An 18,323-nucleotide genomic window follows, 5' to 3' on the forward strand; every position below is an offset into this window, starting at 1 on the left:
TGAAGGTCAATCCTCCGCCCTGGCATTCCAGAAGGCTTGCAGCACCCCATCCTCGGCTTCCAGCCGGGCCATGATCTTGTCGAGCTCGTCGCCTTCGACTGCTGTGGCATAGAGCGTGGCCTCGATTTCGGTATCGCCTTGGCCAAAGGCATGCTGCTCTATGTCTCGTACCGGGTAGCTGGCCTGGTCCAGCCACTGCAGCAATTTCTCGCGGATCTCGGGCTGCTGGGTGTGGCGGCATATCACATAGACCGCGTAGGTGGCTTCGCTCAATTCCTCCTGTATGGGTTGGCGGTTGATGCGATTGACCACGGGACGCAGCAAGGTGTTGGCTGCCAGGACGAACAACGCGGCCAAAATGGCTTCAGGCAGCAACTTGGCTCCCGCGCAGCAGCCCACGGCGGCCGAGCCCCACAGCGTGGCTGCCGTGTTCAGACCTGAGACATTGGCACCTTCTTTCATGATGGCGCCTGCGCCCAGAAAGCCAATGCCGGAGACCACATAGGCAATGACCTGCATGGGGCTGGGGGAGCCTCCATACAGGTCGTGGAAACGCACTGCCAGATCGACAAACACCGCCGCACCCACAGCCACCAGCGTGTTGGTGCGCAGACCGGCCGTGCGCTGGCGGATCTGGCGCTCAAAGCCAATCAGTGCGCCCAGGCTGAAGGCGATGACCAGGCTAGCAAGTGTGCCGAGCGTGGCGGAAATATCGAAGGCGGGCCAGTGGTTCATGAAAATCCTGGAGGAGGTCGAGGCCAAGCGTGGTGCCAGTGTGTGGCAGACGATCACATCGATCACTACCCAACTATGGCACGTCAGCAGCAGAGAGTGCAGAAAGACCGTGGTGTGGCCATCGCGCTGCACCATCCATGAGTTCAGGGCCTGTGCATGCTCAGGTCCTGAGCTCTCGCCGTCAGCGCTCCGGGACCTGGCTTACTGCCAGCCAAATCTGTGGATGTAGTGGCGTTTGACCACGGTGGTCAGCGCAGCGTAACCCAGCAAGATGGCCACCAGAAAAGGCCAGTACAGCGGTGGCAGTGCCTCCATCTTGAAGTAGCCGGCCACAGGCCCCATGGGAATGAACACTCCGATGGCCATGATGGCGGCAGTGGTCAGCAGCAGCGGCCAGGCGGCACGGCTTTCGACAAAGGGAATGCGGGGAGTGCGGATCATGTGCACGATCAGAGTCTGGGTCAGCAAGCCGACCACGAACCACCCAGACTGGAACAGTGTTTGGTGCTCAGGCGTGTTGGCCTGGAAGATCCACCACATCGTGCCAAAACACAGAATGTCGAACAGCGAGCTCAGCGGTCCAAAGCACAGCATGAAGCGCCCTATGTCCTGAGGATTCCAGCGCAGAGGCTGGTGCACCAGCTCGGGGTCCACCTTGTCAAAAGGAATGGCGATCTGCGAGATGTCGTACAGCAGGTTTTGCAGCAAAAGCTGCAGCGGCAGCATGGGCAAGAATGGCAGGAACACCGAGGCCACCAACACCGAGAACACGTTGCCGAAATTGGAGCTGGCCGTCATGCGGATGTACTTCAGCATATTGCAGAAGGTACGGCGACCTTCGATCACACCTTGCTCCAGTACCATCAGGCTTTTTTCCAGCAGGATGATGTCGGCAGCTTCCTTGGCGATGTCCACAGCGCTGTCCACGCTGATGCCTATGTCCGCAGCGCGCAGCGCAGGAGCATCGTTGATGCCGTCGCCCATGAAGCCCACTACCCGGCCCTGGGCGCGTAGCGCAAGGACAATGCGCTCCTTGTGCAACGGGGTGAGACGAGCGAACAGGTGATGCTTTTGGAGGGTGGCAGCTAGCGCAGAGTCGCTCATGCGCTCCAGCTGTGGCCCAGTGACGGGCTGCCCCACATGCAGACCTACCTGTTCGCAGACCCGCGCGGCGACCAGCTCGTTGTCACCGGTGAGCACCTTGACTTCGACGCCATGTTCGGCCAGGGCCTTCAAGGCTGGTGCGGTGGACTCCTTGGGGGGATCGAGAAAGGCGATATAGCCCACCAGGGTGAGCCCGGCTTCGTCAGCCACGCCGTAGTTGCGGCTGGACAGCGGGCTGACGGGCAGATGGCGGCTGGCTACTGCCACCGCGCGCAAGCCCTGTTTGTTCAGCCCTTCGGTCACTGCGCGCACGCGCGCCAGCATGGCGCTGTCCAGCGGCACCGTGGCATCGCCGTTGCGCACCCCGGTACAAACGGCCAGCATTTCCTCTATAGCGCCTTTGCACACCAGCAGCGTACTGCTGAGGTCGTTGTCGGGATGCAGCAGCACCGACATGCGCCGGCGGTCGAAATCGAAGGGTATTTCATCGATCTTCTGCCAGTTTTTTGCAGGTCTGGAGGCAGGGTTCTGGTCCATGTGTTCGACGACGGCGCGGTCCAGCAGGTTCTTCAGCCCGGTCTGGTGGTAGCTGTTGAGCCAGGCCAGCTGCAGCGTCTCGCGTGACTCGTTGCCGAACACGTCGGTGTGGCGTTCCAGTGCGATGCGGTCCTGCGTCAGCGTGCCCGTCTTGTCGGTACACAGAACATCCATGGCACCGAAATTCTGGATGGCATCGAGTTGCTTGACGATGACTTTTTGCCGTGACAGCACAACCGCTCCCTTGGCCAGGGTGGAGGTGACGATCATGGGCAGCATCTCCGGTGTCAGGCCCACGGCTACTGACAGTGCAAACAGAAATGCCTCCATCCAGTCGCCCTTGGTGAAGCCGTTGAGCAGCAGTACCAGCGGAGCCATGACCAGGGCAAAGCGGATCAGCAGCCAAGAGACGCTGTTGACCCCGGCCTGGAAGGCGGTGGGGGCGCGGCCGGCGGCAACGGCACGGTGGGCCACCTGTCCGAAATAGGTCTGGTTGCCGGTGGCCACTACCACGGCCGTGGCCACGCCAGAGACCACGTTGGTGCCCATGAACAGCAGATTGGATTGCTCCAGAATGCCGTTGGAGAGGTGCTTGCGACCGGTGAACTTCTCCACCGGCAGGGATTCACCCGTCATTGCCGCCTGGGCCACAAACAGGTCCTTGGCCGTCAGCACGCGGCAGTCGGCGGGCACCATGTCGCCGGCGGACAGCCAGATATGGTCGCCGGGTACCAGCTCGCGCATGGGGACTTCGCGTCGGACAGGGCGGCAGCAGGCATTGATGGGGTCATCAGTGCTGCGCCGGAGCGCTTCGCTGCCCTGAGGTCTCAGGTCACGGCGAATCACCGTGGCGGTGCTGCTCACCATGGCCTTGAGCTGCTCGGCGCTGCGCTGGGAGCGGCCTTCTTGCACAAAACGGATGATGGTGGACAGCAGCACCATGGCAGCAATGATGACGGTGGCCTGGATGTCTTCGGTGGCCCAGGACACGATGGCCAGCAAGGTCAGCAACACATTGAAGGGGTTGCGGTAGCACTGCCACAGGTGCTGCCACCAGGGCAGTGGTTTTTCGTGATCGACCTCGTTGGGTCCGATGCGTTGCAGGCGCTCTGCCGCTTGGCCGTCGCTGAGCCCGGCTTCGCTGGACTGCAAGCGCACCAAGGCGCCTGGAATGTCATCGCAGGCCGCACGCCACAGGGCTCGGGTCAGTTGCTCAGGCACGGGGCTCCGGGCGACGGGCTTGCCGCCAGGTCCGCGCTCGAGGCCCGGCAGCGCGCTGCGGCGGAACAGTCTCAGGTTGTGGCGCCGGCGCAGGAAATGACCGAACCAGAATGTGAAGAAATTCAAAATTCGTTCCTTGGCTGGTTTCAATACCTCACAGAGCGGGCTTTTGTCCCACGCTCAGCTGCAACTCGACCGTGGCGGTCGCCAGGTCCGCTTGGGCCTGCAGATAGTTTTGATAGGCTTCATCGGCCGAGTACTGCGCCGATAACAGCTCCAGCAGCGAGGCCGCGCCCTGGCGATAGGAGAGGCGCATGCCCTCCAGCACTTTCTGTGCATCGGCCAGCACGCCGTTGCGGTAGCGCTGCACGTTCTCGCGGGCAGACATGAAGCGCAGCTGTGCGGCGCGTACCTCGGCCTCGGTCTTGTAGCGGGCATGGTCCAGCTCCAGCATGGCCTGGGTCACCTCGGCTTCGGCCTGGATCAAGGCCCCCTTGTTCAGTCGCGAGAGCGGCAGCGGCACGCTGATCCCAACCTTGAACATGCGCGAGCGCACGGCTGCGTCATAAGGATCTCCATCGCTGCCTAGCCCGGCCGGATGACCGGGCGTGCGCGCTACGCCCACCGACACCGTGGGATTGACCCAGCGCTCTGCCTGGGCCAGATCGACCTTGTCACGGGCGTTGGCCAGCGTGGCTTCGGCGATGCGTATGGCATCGCGGGCGCGCAAGGCCTTTGGCAGCAGGCTTTGCAGGTCATCGCCCTGTGAGAAAGGTGTGAAATCGCAAAACAGGCGTACTTCTTCCTGAGCAGCTCCCAACGCCTCGGCCAGACGGCCACCCAGCGGGACTGACAGCGCCAGCATGGCCGCCTCGACATCGGCGCGGGCCGAGGTCACGTCGGCCGCGAACTGGTTGCGTTCAACACGAGATTGCAGCAACTCCACGCCACCCACATCACCCGCCTTGCGGCGCACTTCGTTGGCTTGCACCACATCGCTGAGAGCCTTCAGTGTCTGCTCCTTGCGCTTGAGCACCTCGCGGCTGCGACAGGCCTCAGCGAAGGCGGTGGCAGCATTGCTGAACAGCGTGTTGCGAAATCCTTCAAGCTCGGCCTGTGTCAGTTGAGCCTGGCTTTTGGCCGCGCGAATGCGGGCATTGCGCTTGCCACCAGTCTCCATTTCCCAGCTCAGGGTGGGCGTAAAGGTTGTGGGGCGGGGCTCACCGGTGTGTATGCGCTCGCGTTCCCATTCAAGGGACAACTCGGGATCGGGACGCAAGCCGGCTATGCCAATCTGGGCCTCGGCGGCAGTGATGGTGGTTTTCTGGGCTTTGAGTTCCAGGCTGTGGGATTCCACGGCCTGCAGGTAGTCGGCAAAGTGCACGGACTGTGGAGGCTGGGCACTGACCGGTGCTGGGGGCGTTGCCGGTTCGCTCGCGGCGAGCGTCGATGGCCCGGCCAGTGTGGCCATGGTGCAGGCCAGGCCAAGGCTGCCCAGGGACAGTCGGAGCGCCTGGGTCAGTGGGGCGTGGATGTAGACAAAACGCATGGGAGACCTCGCTGGCTTCAATGTCCGGTGTGGGGTTGCTCGGGGTGGTCTGCAGAGGCTTGTGTGTCCAGCAGGTCCCAGTCGATGTCGCCTTGGTTCGCAGCGCCGGCAGCGCGGCGCTGTGCCCGGCGCTCCGTCCACGCTTCGACCGCGTAGTAGATCGAGGGCAGCAGTAGCAGGGTCAGCGCGGTGGCACTGGTCAGGCCGTAGACCACCACCGTGGCCAGCGGGCGCTGCACATCGCTGCCCAGATCGGTCGCGAGCATGGCCGGCATCAGGCCAAAGGCGGCCACGGCTGCCGTCATCAGCACCGGACGCATGCGGTTGACTGCGCCCTCGATCACGGCCTCGCGCAGCGCCAGGCCTGCTTCCCGGCGCAATCGGTTGATCTGCGACACCAGCAGCACACCCGAGAGCACGGCCACACCGAACAGGGCGATGAAGCCCACGGCACTGGAGACATTCAGCGTCATGCCGCGCAGGTGCAGACCGGCCAGACCGCCAATCATGGCCAGAGGCACTGTGGCAAGCACCATCAGCGGCTGGCGCAGATTGCCGAAAGCACCAAACAGCAGCACCAGCATCAGGCTCAGCGTCAAAGGCAGGATCAGCGCCATTCGAGCCTCGGCGCGCTGCAGGTTTTCGAACTGGCCACCCCATTCCAGGCGGATGTGTTGCGGGTCTAACTGGATTTCTCGGTCGATGGTGGCATGTGCCTCGTCCAGAAAGCTGGCCAGGTCGCGGCCGCGGACGTTGAGCTTGACCAGAATGTGGCGTTCACCGCCTTCGCGCACGATCACGCTCTGGCCCTGGGTGGTGGAGATGCGTGCCACATCGGCCAGTGGCACCCGGGCACCGTTGGAGGAGCTCAGGCGAAGCTGGGAGATGGCGTCAACGCTGCCCCTGGCCGCCGGTGTGAAGCGCACGGCGATGTCGTAGCTTTTCTCGCCCACGTACAGATCGCCAATGCTGGCGCCGCCGATGCCGGTGGAGATCAGCTGGGCGACGTCGGCGGCGTTGACGCCCAGGCGGGCGGCAGCAGCACGGTCCAGCTCTATGCGCAGATTGGGCAGCGGCGGCTCGATGTCCACGGCCACATCGGCGGCACCTGGCACGGTCTTGAGCAGCGCTACCAGTTGATCGGCCACGCGGCGGTCATGGTCCAGGTCGTCGCCGAAGACCTTGAGTGTCAAGTCGCTATGGGCGCCTGAGAGCTTGTCCTGCACGCCGTCGATCATGGGCTGCATAAAGCCTACGCTGTAGCCCGGCATGCGGGCAAAGCGTGCTTCCATATGGCTGATCAGCTCCTGCTTGGTCCAGCCGGATTTCCAGCTCTTGTAGGGGTGCAGGCCTACGCTGGCCTCGATGTGAGAAGGAGTCCAGTAGTCGGTGCCGTCGTCATTGCGCCCGGTCTGGGTGACCACATAGGACACCTCGGGGAACTCGCGTGCTGCGCTGCGCAGCTCGTCCGCCATATGCTGGGCCTTGCTCAGTGTGATGCCGGGGGGCAATTGCACCTGCAGCCAGATGGAGCCTTCGTCCAGATAGGGCAGAAAGTCACGGCCGATGGTTGCTCCGAGGCCCAGCAGCGTCAACAGGGCCACGCTCAAGGTGACCGCCCACCAGCGACCCTGACCTACGGCGCGTTGCAGAAACCGTCCGTAACGTGTTTCCATTCTGTGCAGCACCGGGTTGTGGAAGATCTTGCGCGGATGGCGGAAAGCCAGCCAGGCCAGTGCCGGTGTCAGCAACAGGGCCACGGCCAGCGCACCGGCCAGCGCTGCAGACACGGCACTGGCCATCGGTGCGAACAGCTTGTATTCGATGCGCTCAAAAGCGAACAGTGGCAGATAGGCTGTGGCGATTACGCACATGCCGAAGAAAATGGGGCGGGCTACTTGCAAGGTGGCCGTGATCGCATCGCGTGGTGACAGTGGCCGACCGGCGCGCTGCTCACGCAGGCGCAGCATCCCTTCGACGACCACGACGGCCCCGTCCACCAAAATGCCGAAGTCGATGGCACCCAGCGACAGCAGATTGGCGGGGATGCGGGCGTGGTGCATGAAGACAAAGGCCAGCAGCAGCGACATGGGAATGGTCAGTGCCACGATCATTGCGGCGCGTGGGCTGCCCAGGAATAGCAGCAGCACCAAGGTGACGACCACCAGGCCTTCTATCAGCGTGTGGCCGACGGTGTCTATGGTGCGATCGATCAGTGTGGAACGGTCCAGATAGGGAACAACCTTGACATCGGCAGGCAGCAGACGGCCATTGAGTTCATCGACGGCGGCATGGATGCCTTGTAGTGCCTGAGAAGGGTTGGTGTCCTTGAGCAGCAGCACAATGCCGCTGACGGCATCGCTGTCATCGTCCTTGCCCAGCACGCCGCGGCGCTCCACTTCCCCATAGATCAAACGGCCCAGGTCCTTGACCAGCACCGGCACGCCGTCCTTGCTGGCCTTGACCACCACCTGGCCCATGTCCTCCAGCGAACGCAGCAGACCGACACCGCGAATCACATAGGAAACTTCACCGCGGTCCAGCACGCTGCCGCCACCGCTGGCATTGTTGGCATTGATGGCCTCCACCACCTCGGCAAGCGTCACGCCGTATTGCAGCAGGCGCTGAGGGGCCAGCTCCAGCATGTACTGCGTGGTCAGGCCGCCGAAATTGGTCACATCCGCTACGCCTGCCGCTTTTTTGAGCCGGGGAATCACGGTCCAGCTCTGCAGCTCGGACAGCTCGCGAAGACTGCGGACAGGGCTTTCCAGTGTGTAGCGGTAGACCTCGCCGGTCGGCGAGCTGTAAGGGTCCAGCTCAGCCTTGGCCTCATAGGGCAGGTTGACCTCGTTGATGCGTTCCTGCAGGCGTTGGCGCGCCCAGTAGCCGTCCACGCCGTCCTCAAACACCACGGTGATCAGCGACAGCGCAAACAGGCTGCGCGAGCGCAGCACATGCATGCCCGGCGTGGCCAGCAAGGCGCGCTCCAGTGGCACGGTGATCTGTTGTTCGATTTCCTCGGCCGCCAGCCCTGGCACCTGGACCACGATCTGGGAAGTGGTATCGGCGATGTCGGGATAGGCCTCGATGGGCAGTTGCTTCCAGCTGAATGCACCATACAGTGCGGCGAAGGCGAATACCAGCCAGACCAGGTTGCGCCGCTGAAAGCACAGGGAGACAAAACGCTCAATCATGGAAGAGCACTCCTCCGTTGACGACCACGCGCTCGCCCGGCTTCAGACCTGCGCTGATTTCTACCTGCTGGTCCTGCTGGGAGCCCACTTGCACATCACGCTGCACGAAGTGGCCGGCAGACTGCTCGACAAATACCCGGGTGCCCACGCTGCTTTGCAGCAGGGCCGAGACGGGCACCACAGTTGCCTGGCGAGCCGGACCGTCAAAACGCACCTGGGCAAACATGCCGGGGAGCAGGCGCCCATCCTGGTTGTCGACGGCCACGCGCACTTTCACAGTGCGGGTTTCGAGATCCAGCAGCTCGCCCACATAGCGCACCTTGCCCTGCAGGGGCTGGTTCGGGTAGGCATTGAGAATGATGTGCGCGTTCTGTCCCACGCTGATGCTGGCCAGGTCACGCTCGGCCACGCTGGCGCTGAGCCAGACGGTGGACAGATCCGCCACGGTCATCACGGATTCGTTGATGTCGTTCCAGTAGCCGCCTTGTGCTCCGTTCATTTCTACGACGCGACCATTGATCGGTGAGCGCAGCACATAGTTGCCACGGCCACTGCCCTTGGCGGGAGCGCCCATCTGTGCCAGATGGGCCGTGACGGCTGCCATATCAGCTCGCGCTCTGGCCAGTTCTAGCTCGGCGGCTTCGTAGTCCTTGCGTGGAGCAATATCGGCTTCCAGCAGCAGCTTTTGACGATCGGCTTCGCGCTGGGCATGAATCATTGCGGCCTGGGCCTTTGCTTGGTCGGCGCGTACATTGGCCATATCGGCCGAGTCCATGGCGAACAGCGGATCGCCCAGGTGCACGGTATCGCCAAGTACGCGGTGGATCTGCACCAGACGTCCGGGCAACGGAGGTGCCAGCTTCACCAGTTTCTCCGGCGCGGCTTCGATACTGGCTGGGGCAGTCACCGGTGTGGATAGATCGGCCAAGCCCACGACCTCCACCTGCAGCTTGCTCAGCAGAGGAGAGTTCGGGGGAACTTCGAGGATATTTCCCTGGCGGCGCAGTGCGGGCACTTCTGCAGGCCGGGAGTCGGTAGAGGCTGTATTGAGATCGCAGGCGCTGAGCAAGCTGCACAGGAGCAGGGCGGTGCCAGGTCGCGGCATGGCGGCCATACGGAAAGTCATGGGAGCTCCTTGCGGGAGAAGAAGGCGGCAAGAGCCGGCTTCACGTCGAGGGGGAATCGGCCCTGCAGAGTCAGGCTTGGATGTGCGCTGCGGTATCACCCCAGGCCAGCAGGTCCCAGCGTATGCGGCGGGGCGGATAGGGCGTGGCAACAGCGATTCCCAGCGGCAACAAGCTGTCGCACAGGTGGCGCGGCAGATGGCGCAGCACGGCATTGCGCTTGTCTTGAGGCAGCAGGCTCAGGGCATCGGCGGCAACGCGAGGAGAGCAAAGTGCCAAGGCCTTGGCGAAAGAAGGCAGACCATGGGTTGCCAGTAGGTCGCGGACTTGGTGCACATTGCGCGACATCAGGGCGGCGCGCAGTGCGATGTTGAGTGGTTGACGGGTCATGGGGGGCTCACTGTCAATGCGGCGAGCGAGAGCCCCTAGTCACAAAGGAATCAGAGGTTCTCGAGCGGCAGCCGAACGGGTGGGACATGGCAGTGCTTTTGCCATGCGTGGGTCGGGAAAAGGGCGGTGCACAAGCACCTATGAGGGTCGGGTTCCATAGACGTTTCTCCGTGGGATGGATAGACGTCAAGCAGTGCTGAGAAGCGATTGCTTGAGCGATGGGGGTGATTCTCTGGATTCCCCGTAGCAGCGTCTAGCCGCTTTTGGGAAGGAGCGGCTATACCTTGGTATAGATGCGGCTGCGACAGACGGCTTGCCAAGGCAACGGCGCTGAATGGCGACAACTTTGCCGGTGAGTTCCAGGGCAGCGCCAAGGGGCTGACTGGCGCGCGGCCTTGATTTGCATCGGGCCGGGCTCCCCCAAAAGCCGCAGCAGCACGGCACCAGCCTGCGACGGCGCATATGGCGCCACTGTCCATCCACCGCAAATACCGAAGCCGGTGCGCCGCAGGCGCATGAGCCGCTCAACCAAGCCGACGGTTCACGTCAGCAAGGATGCGCGCAAGTGCACGAGGGTGATGTCGTGCCGAGTGTTTACGCCTGTGAGGCTTCCATAGGTTGTGCCGGTTGTTCATCCGGATGGTCTTGAGCGACTGGCAGTCGCCACACACTCCGTGCGCGCATTGCCCTTCGCGCCATGCATTGCAGCGGGAAGATGCACGAAGCCGTCGCATTCCTGCACAACCGGGCGGCGCACAACGCAAGGCTGGGCAGGCGCATTGATAACCGGCAGCACCACTGCCACTGGCACAGAACGCACAGCAGCAGCGGCCATATCGATCCATGTCCAGACGCAAATCTGCAAATAGGCACTTGAAGCTACTCACCGACTCATCCAGGCAAGGGCTCCTGCCCATGACGGGAGGAGCGTGGCTTGCCTACACGGCCGGCTGTCGGAGAGCGAGAGATGGTGCCAACTGGTCGTCAACAGCATTGCAGACTGCTGCGGACGCAGAGCAGGCCTGTGGTTGCCAAGTGGTCGACTTGCATTCCGCTGCCGGGACGGCGCTGCCCTGTCCGTATAGTTGAGACTCATCGTCCCTTGATCGTCGTTTCAAGCCCGCCACACCCTGCCAGACTGCATGAAAGCCTGCCGTCTTCATCAATGACAGGCTTTTTCTTTGCCGGGTGCGAAAAAGTTGCCAGATTTGCCCGGGCAGCGGTTTTTGCGCTGCTACAATACAACCCTGTTGCGGCTGTAGCTCAGCTGGATAGAGTACTTGGCTACGAACCAAGGGGTCGTGGGTTCGATTCCTGCCAGCCGCACCACAAAACGTCAAACCTCAGAACTGCAAAGTTCTGAGGTTTTTTCGTTTTTACCCTCAGGTTTCCTGCGCGGTGCTGGGGCGCTTCAGACTTTGGGGATCAGCAAGGTGAAGCAACTGCCCTGGCCCGGCTGGCTGCTGATCTGCAGACGGCCGCCATGGCGCTGTGCCACGGTGCGCGTGAAGGCCAGTCCCAGGCCCACGCCATCCATGCGCTGGTGCTGCTGCAGACGCTCGAAGGGCTGGCTGAGTCTGGCCAGCGATTCCTCATCCATGCCGGGGCCGTGATCGCGCACGGCAATGCCCCAGTGGCCATCTTGCTCGACGATGCGGATGTCCACCACCGCGCCGGCATCCGCATCCTGCGGCTTGCCGTACTTGATGGCATTGGTCAGCAGGTTGATCACGGCGCGGTGCAGCAGGCCGGGGTCGCCATGCACGCAGGCTTCGGCATCCGGCAGTTCGAACGCCAGCTGCATGTTCTGCTGCTGGGCCTGGGCCCAGCAATCCGAGACGGCCTGATCTGCCAGAAGGCCCAGGTCCAGGACCTCGCTGCGGTATTGCTGCCGCTGGGCTCTGGCCAGATGCACAAAATCGTCCGCCAGTTGCAGGGACGACTGGGCATAGCCCTCGATGCGGGCAAACAGCGCATCTTCCGATTCGATGCGCTTGCCAGTGCGCTGCATCTCCAGCAAGGTGATGATGGAGCCGATGGGCGCGCGGATATCGTGCGAGATGAACTGCATGGCCTGGTCGCGCTGGGCCTGTGCACTGCGCAGGTCGCTGATATCGACCAGGGTGATGAGCCAGCCCGAGGTGGGCGGTGCCTCGAAGGTCTGGCTCAGCAGCATCAGATGGCGTCCCTGGGAGTCGCGTCCCTCGCTTTGGCGAGGCAGCGTTGCATTTTGCATGGCGCTGCGCGTCAGCAACGGGGTGTTGCCGTGTTCCTCGTCGCTGGCGGCATGGTGCAGTTCGGCCAGCAGGTTGACCAGGTCGTCGCCCTGCTGCAGGCTCAGGCCCAGGCTTTCGATATAGCGGTGGGCTGCGGTATTGGCCAGCAGTACCAGTCCGTTGCGGCCGCAGACAAAGGTGGCGGATGGCAGCTGGCGCAGGCTTTCGCTCACGAAGTGATGCAGGGAGCGCAGCTGGCGCGAGGCCTGCTCCACGGCCGAGATGCGCTGATCCAAGGCATCCCCCTTGAGAGCGCTGCGGCTGGCAGTCGGCAGCCCCTGGTCCTGCAGATCGCGCAGCTCCAGCGCCAGAAAGCGTGTCGCTGCGCGCAGGCGCAGCCAGCTCCACAGCGGATAGGCCAGCGCCAGACTCAGCAGCGCTGCCGCAGGCTCGGTCTGGATATGGCCCCAACGCGGTGCCAGGCCGGCAATCAGCAGACTGAGCAAGGCCAGCAGGATGCTGGAAATCAGCCCGCCGGAGGGTCCGAACCAGGCCAGGGCCAGCAGGCCCAGCAGCACGGGCAGCAGATTGAGGCTGCGGTTGAGTGCGGAAGATGCGGGTTCCAGATGTGCGCCCTGCAGGATGCCGTTGAGCACATGGCCCAGCATTTCCACATTGGAGATCAGGCGTGCATCCAGGCCGATGGGGGCGGTGAATTTTTCGCCGAGACCGGCAGCGGTTGCCCCGATCAGCACATATTTGCCGCGAAAGGCGGCCGCCGGAATGTCGCCGCGCAGGACGTCGATATAGGAGTAGGTGGTGAACGGCGAACCCAGGCTTTTCTGGCGGTCCTGCGAGGCCCGGGCAAAGGCGATGAAGCGCGGCTGCAGCTTTTGCCAGGAGTCGGCGGGCGCCGGGCCGGCTGGCGACTGGGCTGGTGGCGGGCAGGGCCCGGCGTTCTGGCCCACGCAGTGCAGGCTCAGTGCCATATGCCACCAGGGCTGGGTGGGCGTGCCTTCCTGTGCGTAAAAGCGCCGAACAACCCCGTCGGCATCCATCGGCATCTGCGTGTGGCCCAGTGCGGCAGCTTCGCTGGCAAGACCCTTGAGCGGAGCGGTGGCGCCGTTCTGCGCGGCGCGTGTGACGGGCAGCACCACATTGCCGCTTTTTTTCAGTGCTTGCTGCAGCAGCAGATCGTCGCCGGGGTAGTCCAGGTCTTCCTCGCTGAAGACCACATCCATGCCGATGGCGCGAGGCTTGCCCTGCTCGATGCGATCCAGCAAGGCCGCATGCAGTGCGCGGCGCCAGGGCCAGCGGCCTATGCTGGCGATGCTGTCATCGTCGATGGCCACAATGACGACCTCGGGCGAGGCCGGACGCTGGTGCAGCCAGACCGAGGTGTCCTGAAGAATGCCGTTGATGCGCGGTAGCTGGCCCGGGCCGCTGAGCCACCAGGTCAGGCCGAGCAGGAAGGCGCTGAGCAGCAGCCAGCTCAGGCGCAGATTCTGCAAGCGGCTTTTGCGCGGGCTGGGAGCTTCAACCATGTAGATGGTCCGGGTTGATGCTCATCAAACCATAGCTGCTAGCACTTGGCAGATATGAATTTGAGGAATGAATCCTTTGGAATATCATGAAGTACAAGCGCTGGCAGCTATTGTTTTTACTGGCGCATCAGACGCAGGCCATCGCCGGAAGTCAGTGTCTGTCCTTCGGAGGTGGTCACCCAGTTGCCGGTCTGGAACTGACGCGCGGCAGAGAGGTTGCTGCGCAGGCCGTTGGCATCCTCGACCTGCATCTGCAGATAGTAGGTGCCGGGGGGGGAGCTCCTGCGTGTTCCACTGCGGCTGGGTCACCCAGGTATCGACCAGGGGCGCGGCAAAACCGGCGTCGCTGGCCACCACGATGCGGTAGCGCTGGCCCTCTTCGCCTGTCCAGTGAATATGGCTGCTGCCCTCGCCGGGTGCGCCGCCGATCTGCAGTTCGGGCGATTGGGGGGGCAGGGCCAGCTTCATCTTTTGCGGGGCGGCGAAGGGGCCCGCATCCGGCTGGCCGTTGCCCAGCGTGCGGATGCTGCCCGCGCGCCACAGGTATTCGCCGACAGGCAGCCTGGCCAGCGCCTCGGCGGGCAGGGCGCAGTCCTTGAGCTCGCCGGCATCGATGAGGGGCTGGGCAAAGCTGCCGTTCGCCGCGACGACCTGGATACGGTAGGCCGAGGCTTCGGTCACCTGGGTGCACTTCAGGCCGTGCTGGCCCTGTCCGACGGTGGCGTCGGGGGCAGGCGACTCGTAGAGCGGAGGCACCGGATGGGCCTTCACGCGCAGCGCCTGCAGGCTGGGTTTGCCGGGAATGCCATTGGCATCGATGGCACGAATGGCGGCAATATAGCTGCCGTCCTCCACGCCCGTCAGGCGGGCCGGTGACTGGGTGAACAGGCCGCCGCGCACGATTTGCGTCAGATCCTTGTCCTGGGCCAGCAGCACCTGATAGCGCACGGCACCCGCCATGGCGGGCAGGGGCAGGCTGACCCAGCTGGCGTCTTCGACCAAGGCGGGCCAGGCCGCGATATCGGGAGCTGCCAGCATGGCCGTTGGCTTGCCGAGCTGGCCGTCGGCGGACACGGACAGGCCTTGACCGGGCTTGAGCAGGGCCGAGGGCTGGCCCGTATGCACGGCGACCGAGCCTTCGTCGACGGCAGCAGCCGTGCGGCCCTGCCCATCGCTCCACACCAGAAACCGGGTGCCGCGCACGCTGGTCGAGGCTGCCTGGGTGCGCACTTCGAAGCGGCGCTCGCCATTGGCTTGCCTGGGCACGTTGGCTTCGATAGCGCCCTCGCGCAGATCGATGACGGACTGCAGGCTGCCGGCACGGCCTTTGCGGCGCATCTGGCGCAGCTCGACATCGGACTCCGACTGCACGCGCACCAGTGAGCCATCGGCCAGGCGCACGGAGACAAAGGCGTTGGCGGGAACCTGGAGCGAATCGCCTTCCTGCAGCAGCTGGCCTTTTTGCACGGGCTGGGTCGGAACTTTGGCCGAGTCGGCGAGATGGTCGAGCGAGCGGGTGCTTTGCACATCGCCCTGCACAAATTCCACGGAGGCCATTGCCGCGCGCAGCAGGCGGGTGGGAATTTCCAGCACCGAGCCGGGGCGCAGGCGCAGCGGGTCCAGCACCTTGTTATGGCTTTGCAGCGCCGTCCAGCGCTTGTGGTCGCCCAGATAGCGGGCCGCCAGCACCTCCAGCGTATCTCCGCTCACCACGCGGTGGGCTATGGCATCGCTGGCGCGTGGCGTGATCTGGGCGTGGGCGACACCTGTCGCCGTCATCCCCCCGAACACCACCCAGAGCATGCCGGCGCCCAGCATGGGCAAAGGGGTGCGGGTGGAGCGGAGGGCGGGGCGTAAAGCAGGCATTTGAGGGTCAGGGGTATAGGGGCTGCTCAAACTCAAGCAGCCGGGGTTGCGGGCTCCGCGGTTTCGGGGGCATCCAGGCGGTAACCATAGCCATAAACGGCCGAGATGGCATAGGGCTGGCCAGCGCGCAGATTCAGCAGATTGCGCAGGCGCGAGACATGGGTGTCCAGCGAGCGCGACTGCACCTCGGCGTTATGGCCCCAGACGACTTCGCGCAGATGATCGCGCGAGAGCAATCGGCCCTGGTTCTGGAACAGCGTCAGCGCCAGCGTGTATTCACGGTGCGTGACCTCCACGGGCTTGCCTTGCATCTCAATGCCGTTGGTGGTGGTGAGAAACCGGTAGGGGCCGAAGTCCAGCACGCTTTGTGCCGTCAGCGGATAGGCGCGGCGCAGCAGTGCGGAGATGCGTGCGCGCAGCTCGCCCGCGCGGATGGGCTTGATCATGAAGTCATCGGCACCGCTGGCCAGGCCTTCGACAATGTCGGCCTCTTCGCTGCGGTGGGTCACGAAGATGATCGGCACTTCCTTGCTGATCTGCTCGCGCACCCAGCGCACGATGTCCGGCCCGCTGCTATCGGGCAGTTCCCAGTCGACAAGCAGCAGATCGAAGCTCTCACGCCGCAGGGCCTGCTGAAGGGCCGCCCCCTTGAGGTAAGAGTGACAGCTGTGCCCGGCTTCCGTCGCGACTTGTTGCAACAGTTCCAGTTGTAGTGGATCGTCATCCAGGGCCGCAATGCGCATCGGTCGTTCCTTTAGTGCGAAGGATTAAATCCGCGCTGCCTGTTGAATGCGCAGGCAGCGTCCCATAGGGGGTGAGGAGCTATTGCTCGGCGGCCTCACGCAGTTGTTCCAGAGCCTGGATCACCTGGTCGTCGCTGACGTCGGCCAGCGTCTGCAGGCGCGGCTTGAGGCCGGCCAGAGCCGTTGCGCCTTCGCGCTGCAGCTGGGCAATGCTCTGGCCCGCTTCCTTGGGCGCTGCAAAGCCAAGGCTTTGCAGCAGCAACTGGCCGTCAGCAGCCACCAGCTTGAAGTAGAACTGGCCGTCCGTCTCGCGATACTGCTTGAACTGGGGCAGCGCCGTCTTGGCAACCTTGGCCTTGGCCTTGCTGGCCTGCGCCAGATTGCGGATGCCCACGGCGGCGCGCAGCTGCTGCAGCAAAGGAGTCGCCAGCTTGCGGGCCTTGACCGCGCCGGCCTGAAGAATCTCTTCCAGCTCGGCGGGATGGGCAATCAGGTATTCGTAGCGCTCGCGCATGGGGGCGATTTCGCGGTCGATGCGCTCGAACAGGATCTGCTTGGCATCGCCCCAGGCAATGCCTTCGGCATATTGCTGGCGCAGTGCGGCACTTTCCTCTTCGCTGGCAAAGCCCTGGTAGATCTGGAACAGGGCCGAGCCCTCGACTTCCTTGGCTTCGCCGGGAGCACGCGAGTCTGTGGTGATGCTGTTGATGAGCTTCCTCAGCTGCTCGCGTGGTGCGAACAGCGGAATCGTGTTGTTGTAGCTCTTGCTCATCTTGCGGCCGTCAAGGCCGGGCAGGGTGGCGACGGATTCCTCCACCACGGCTTCGGGCAGGGTGAAGTACTCACTGCCGTAGATGTGGTTGAAGCTGGACGCCATATCGCGCGCCATCTCCAGATGCTGGACCTGGTCGCGGCCCACAGGAACCTTGCTGGCGTTGAAGATCAGGATGTCGGCACCCATGAGCACGGGGTACATGAAGAGACCGGCGGTCACGCCGTCGTCAGGTTCGGTGCCGGATGCATTGTTCTTGTCCACCGCCGCCTTGTAGGCATGGGCGCGGTTGAGCAGCCCCTTGCCGGTCACGCAGGTCAGGAACCAGGTCAGTTCCGGAATCTCGGGGATGTCCGACTGGCGGTAGAAGGTCACATGCTCGGGGTCCAGGCCCGCGGCCAGCCAGCTGGCGGCAATCTCGATGGTCGAGCGCTGCACGCGCTCGGGGTCCTGGCACTTGATGAGGGCGTGGTAGTCGGCCAGAAAGTAGAAGTTCTCCACATTCTTGTCGCGGCTGGCCTCGATGGCCGGGCGCATCATGCCTGCGTAGTTGCCCAGATGCGGGGTACCGCTGGGGGTGATGCCGGTCAGAAAACGGGTGGTGCTCATAGGGATCAACAACAGATATCAGTAGCAGACCAGGCGCTGGGTTCAGCGCAGCAAGGCCATGAAGGGGTAGAGGATCAGATCGATGGCCGAGTAGCCCAGGCTCATCAGCGGGCGCAGCCAGAAGCTGCCGACCACGCCGGCGATCACCAATGCCATGACGATGAAAAAGCCATAGGGCTCGATGCGCGCCAGCACCTGCGCCTGCTTCCAGGGCAGCAGGCCGACCAGGATGCGGCCGCCGTCCAGAGGTGGCAGCGGAAACAGATTGAAGGCCCACATCACCAGATTGACCAGGATGCCGGCACGGCACATCTCCAGGAAAAAGCGCTCCTGCAGACCTGTGCCTACCAGCACGATCAGCAGCAGGCCCCAGAACACGGCCTGCACGAAATTGGAGGCCGGGCCGGCCAGCGCGACCCAGATCATGTCGCGCTTGGGGTGGCGCAGATGGTCGAAGCGCACGGGCACGGGCTTGGCGTAGCCGAAAAGAAACGCGCCCGAAGTCGCGAAATACAGCAGCAGCGGCATCAGGATGGTGCCGATGGGGTCGATATGCTTGATGGGGTTGAGCGTGATGCGCCCCATCATGGCTGCGGTGTTGTCGCCAAAGTGACGCGCAGCATAGCCGTGCGCCGCCTCATGAATGGTGATGGCGAACAGCACGGGCAGTGCGTAGATCAGTACGGTTTGTATGAGTTCAGTGGGTTCCACGCGCTGAT

10 protein-coding genes, 1 tRNA gene and 1 pseudogene are annotated in these 18,323 nt (G+C 63.6%); 1 reads left to right on the forward strand and 11 read right to left on the reverse strand.

The window, feature by feature from the left end; genetic code table 11:
* Positions 1-6 precede the first annotated feature (6 nt).
* The 6 genes from O987_RS04570 to O987_RS04595 form a co-directional block, all read right to left on the reverse strand.
* The gene (locus O987_RS04570) at positions 7-735 is read right to left on the reverse strand and encodes an MgtC/SapB family protein (RefSeq protein ID WP_029158589.1); all 729 of its coding nucleotides are present in this window, start codon (positions 733-735) and stop codon (positions 7-9) included.
* A 201-nt stretch (positions 736-936) separates the two neighbouring features.
* Positions 937-3,723, reverse strand: a complete 2,787-nt coding sequence (gene mgtA / locus O987_RS04575) for a magnesium-translocating P-type ATPase (RefSeq protein WP_043370978.1) — start codon at positions 3,721-3,723, stop codon at positions 937-939.
* A 28-nt stretch (positions 3,724-3,751) separates the two neighbouring features.
* On the reverse strand, positions 3,752-5,146 hold the full coding sequence (locus O987_RS04580) for a TolC family protein (protein WP_043370979.1): 1,395 nt from the start codon (positions 5,144-5,146) through the stop codon (positions 3,752-3,754).
* Between the two features lie 17 nt (positions 5,147-5,163).
* Positions 5,164-8,340 (reverse strand): efflux RND transporter permease subunit, encoded by a 3,177-nt coding sequence (locus O987_RS04585; protein WP_043370980.1) that lies wholly within the window; start codon positions 8,338-8,340, stop codon positions 5,164-5,166.
* A complete protein-coding gene (locus O987_RS04590; protein ID WP_043370982.1) occupies positions 8,333-9,466 on the reverse strand; it encodes an efflux RND transporter periplasmic adaptor subunit in 1,134 nt (377 codons plus the stop codon). The genes O987_RS04585 and O987_RS04590 overlap by 8 nt, the downstream gene beginning before the upstream one ends.
* Before the next feature lie 70 nt (positions 9,467-9,536).
* Entirely contained in the window at positions 9,537-9,854 is a 318-nt protein-coding gene (locus O987_RS04595) for a hypothetical protein (protein WP_043370984.1), read from the reverse strand.
* A gap of 1,252 nt (positions 9,855-11,106) precedes the next feature.
* Here O987_RS04595 and O987_RS04600 point away from each other — a divergent pair.
* A tRNA-Arg gene (locus tag O987_RS04600) sits at positions 11,107-11,183 on the forward strand.
* Positions 11,184-11,265: 82 nt separating this feature from the next.
* Here the strand turns inward: O987_RS04600 and O987_RS04605 are convergent.
* The 5 genes and pseudogenes from O987_RS04605 to O987_RS04625 form a co-directional block, all read right to left on the reverse strand.
* The gene (locus tag O987_RS04605; RefSeq protein ID WP_043370985.1) at positions 11,266-13,614 is read right to left on the reverse strand and encodes a CHASE2 domain-containing protein; all 2,349 of its coding nucleotides are present in this window, start codon (positions 13,612-13,614) and stop codon (positions 11,266-11,268) included.
* Between the two features lie 116 nt (positions 13,615-13,730).
* Positions 13,731-15,438, reverse strand: a pseudogene (locus O987_RS04610) (FecR family protein).
* 74 nt (positions 15,439-15,512) lie between these two features.
* On the reverse strand, positions 15,513-16,223 hold the full coding sequence (locus O987_RS04615; protein WP_003058316.1) for a response regulator transcription factor: 711 nt from the start codon (positions 16,221-16,223) through the stop codon (positions 15,513-15,515).
* Between the two features lie 79 nt (positions 16,224-16,302).
* Positions 16,303-17,604 carry a tryptophan--tRNA ligase gene (locus O987_RS04620; RefSeq protein ID WP_043370986.1) on the reverse strand — a complete coding sequence of 434 codons (1,302 nt, stop codon included), beginning with the start codon at positions 17,602-17,604 and terminating at the stop codon, positions 16,303-16,305.
* 42 nt (positions 17,605-17,646) lie between these two features.
* Positions 17,647-18,315: a site-2 protease family protein gene (locus O987_RS04625; protein ID WP_003058314.1), complete on the reverse strand. Its 669-nt coding sequence runs from the start codon at positions 18,313-18,315 to the stop codon at positions 17,647-17,649.
* Between the last annotated feature and the right edge of the window lie 8 nt (positions 18,316-18,323).

The sequence above is a fragment of the Comamonas testosteroni TK102 genome, assembly GCF_000739375.1.
Lineage (GTDB): Bacteria > Pseudomonadota > Gammaproteobacteria > Burkholderiales > Burkholderiaceae_C > Comamonas > Comamonas brasiliensis.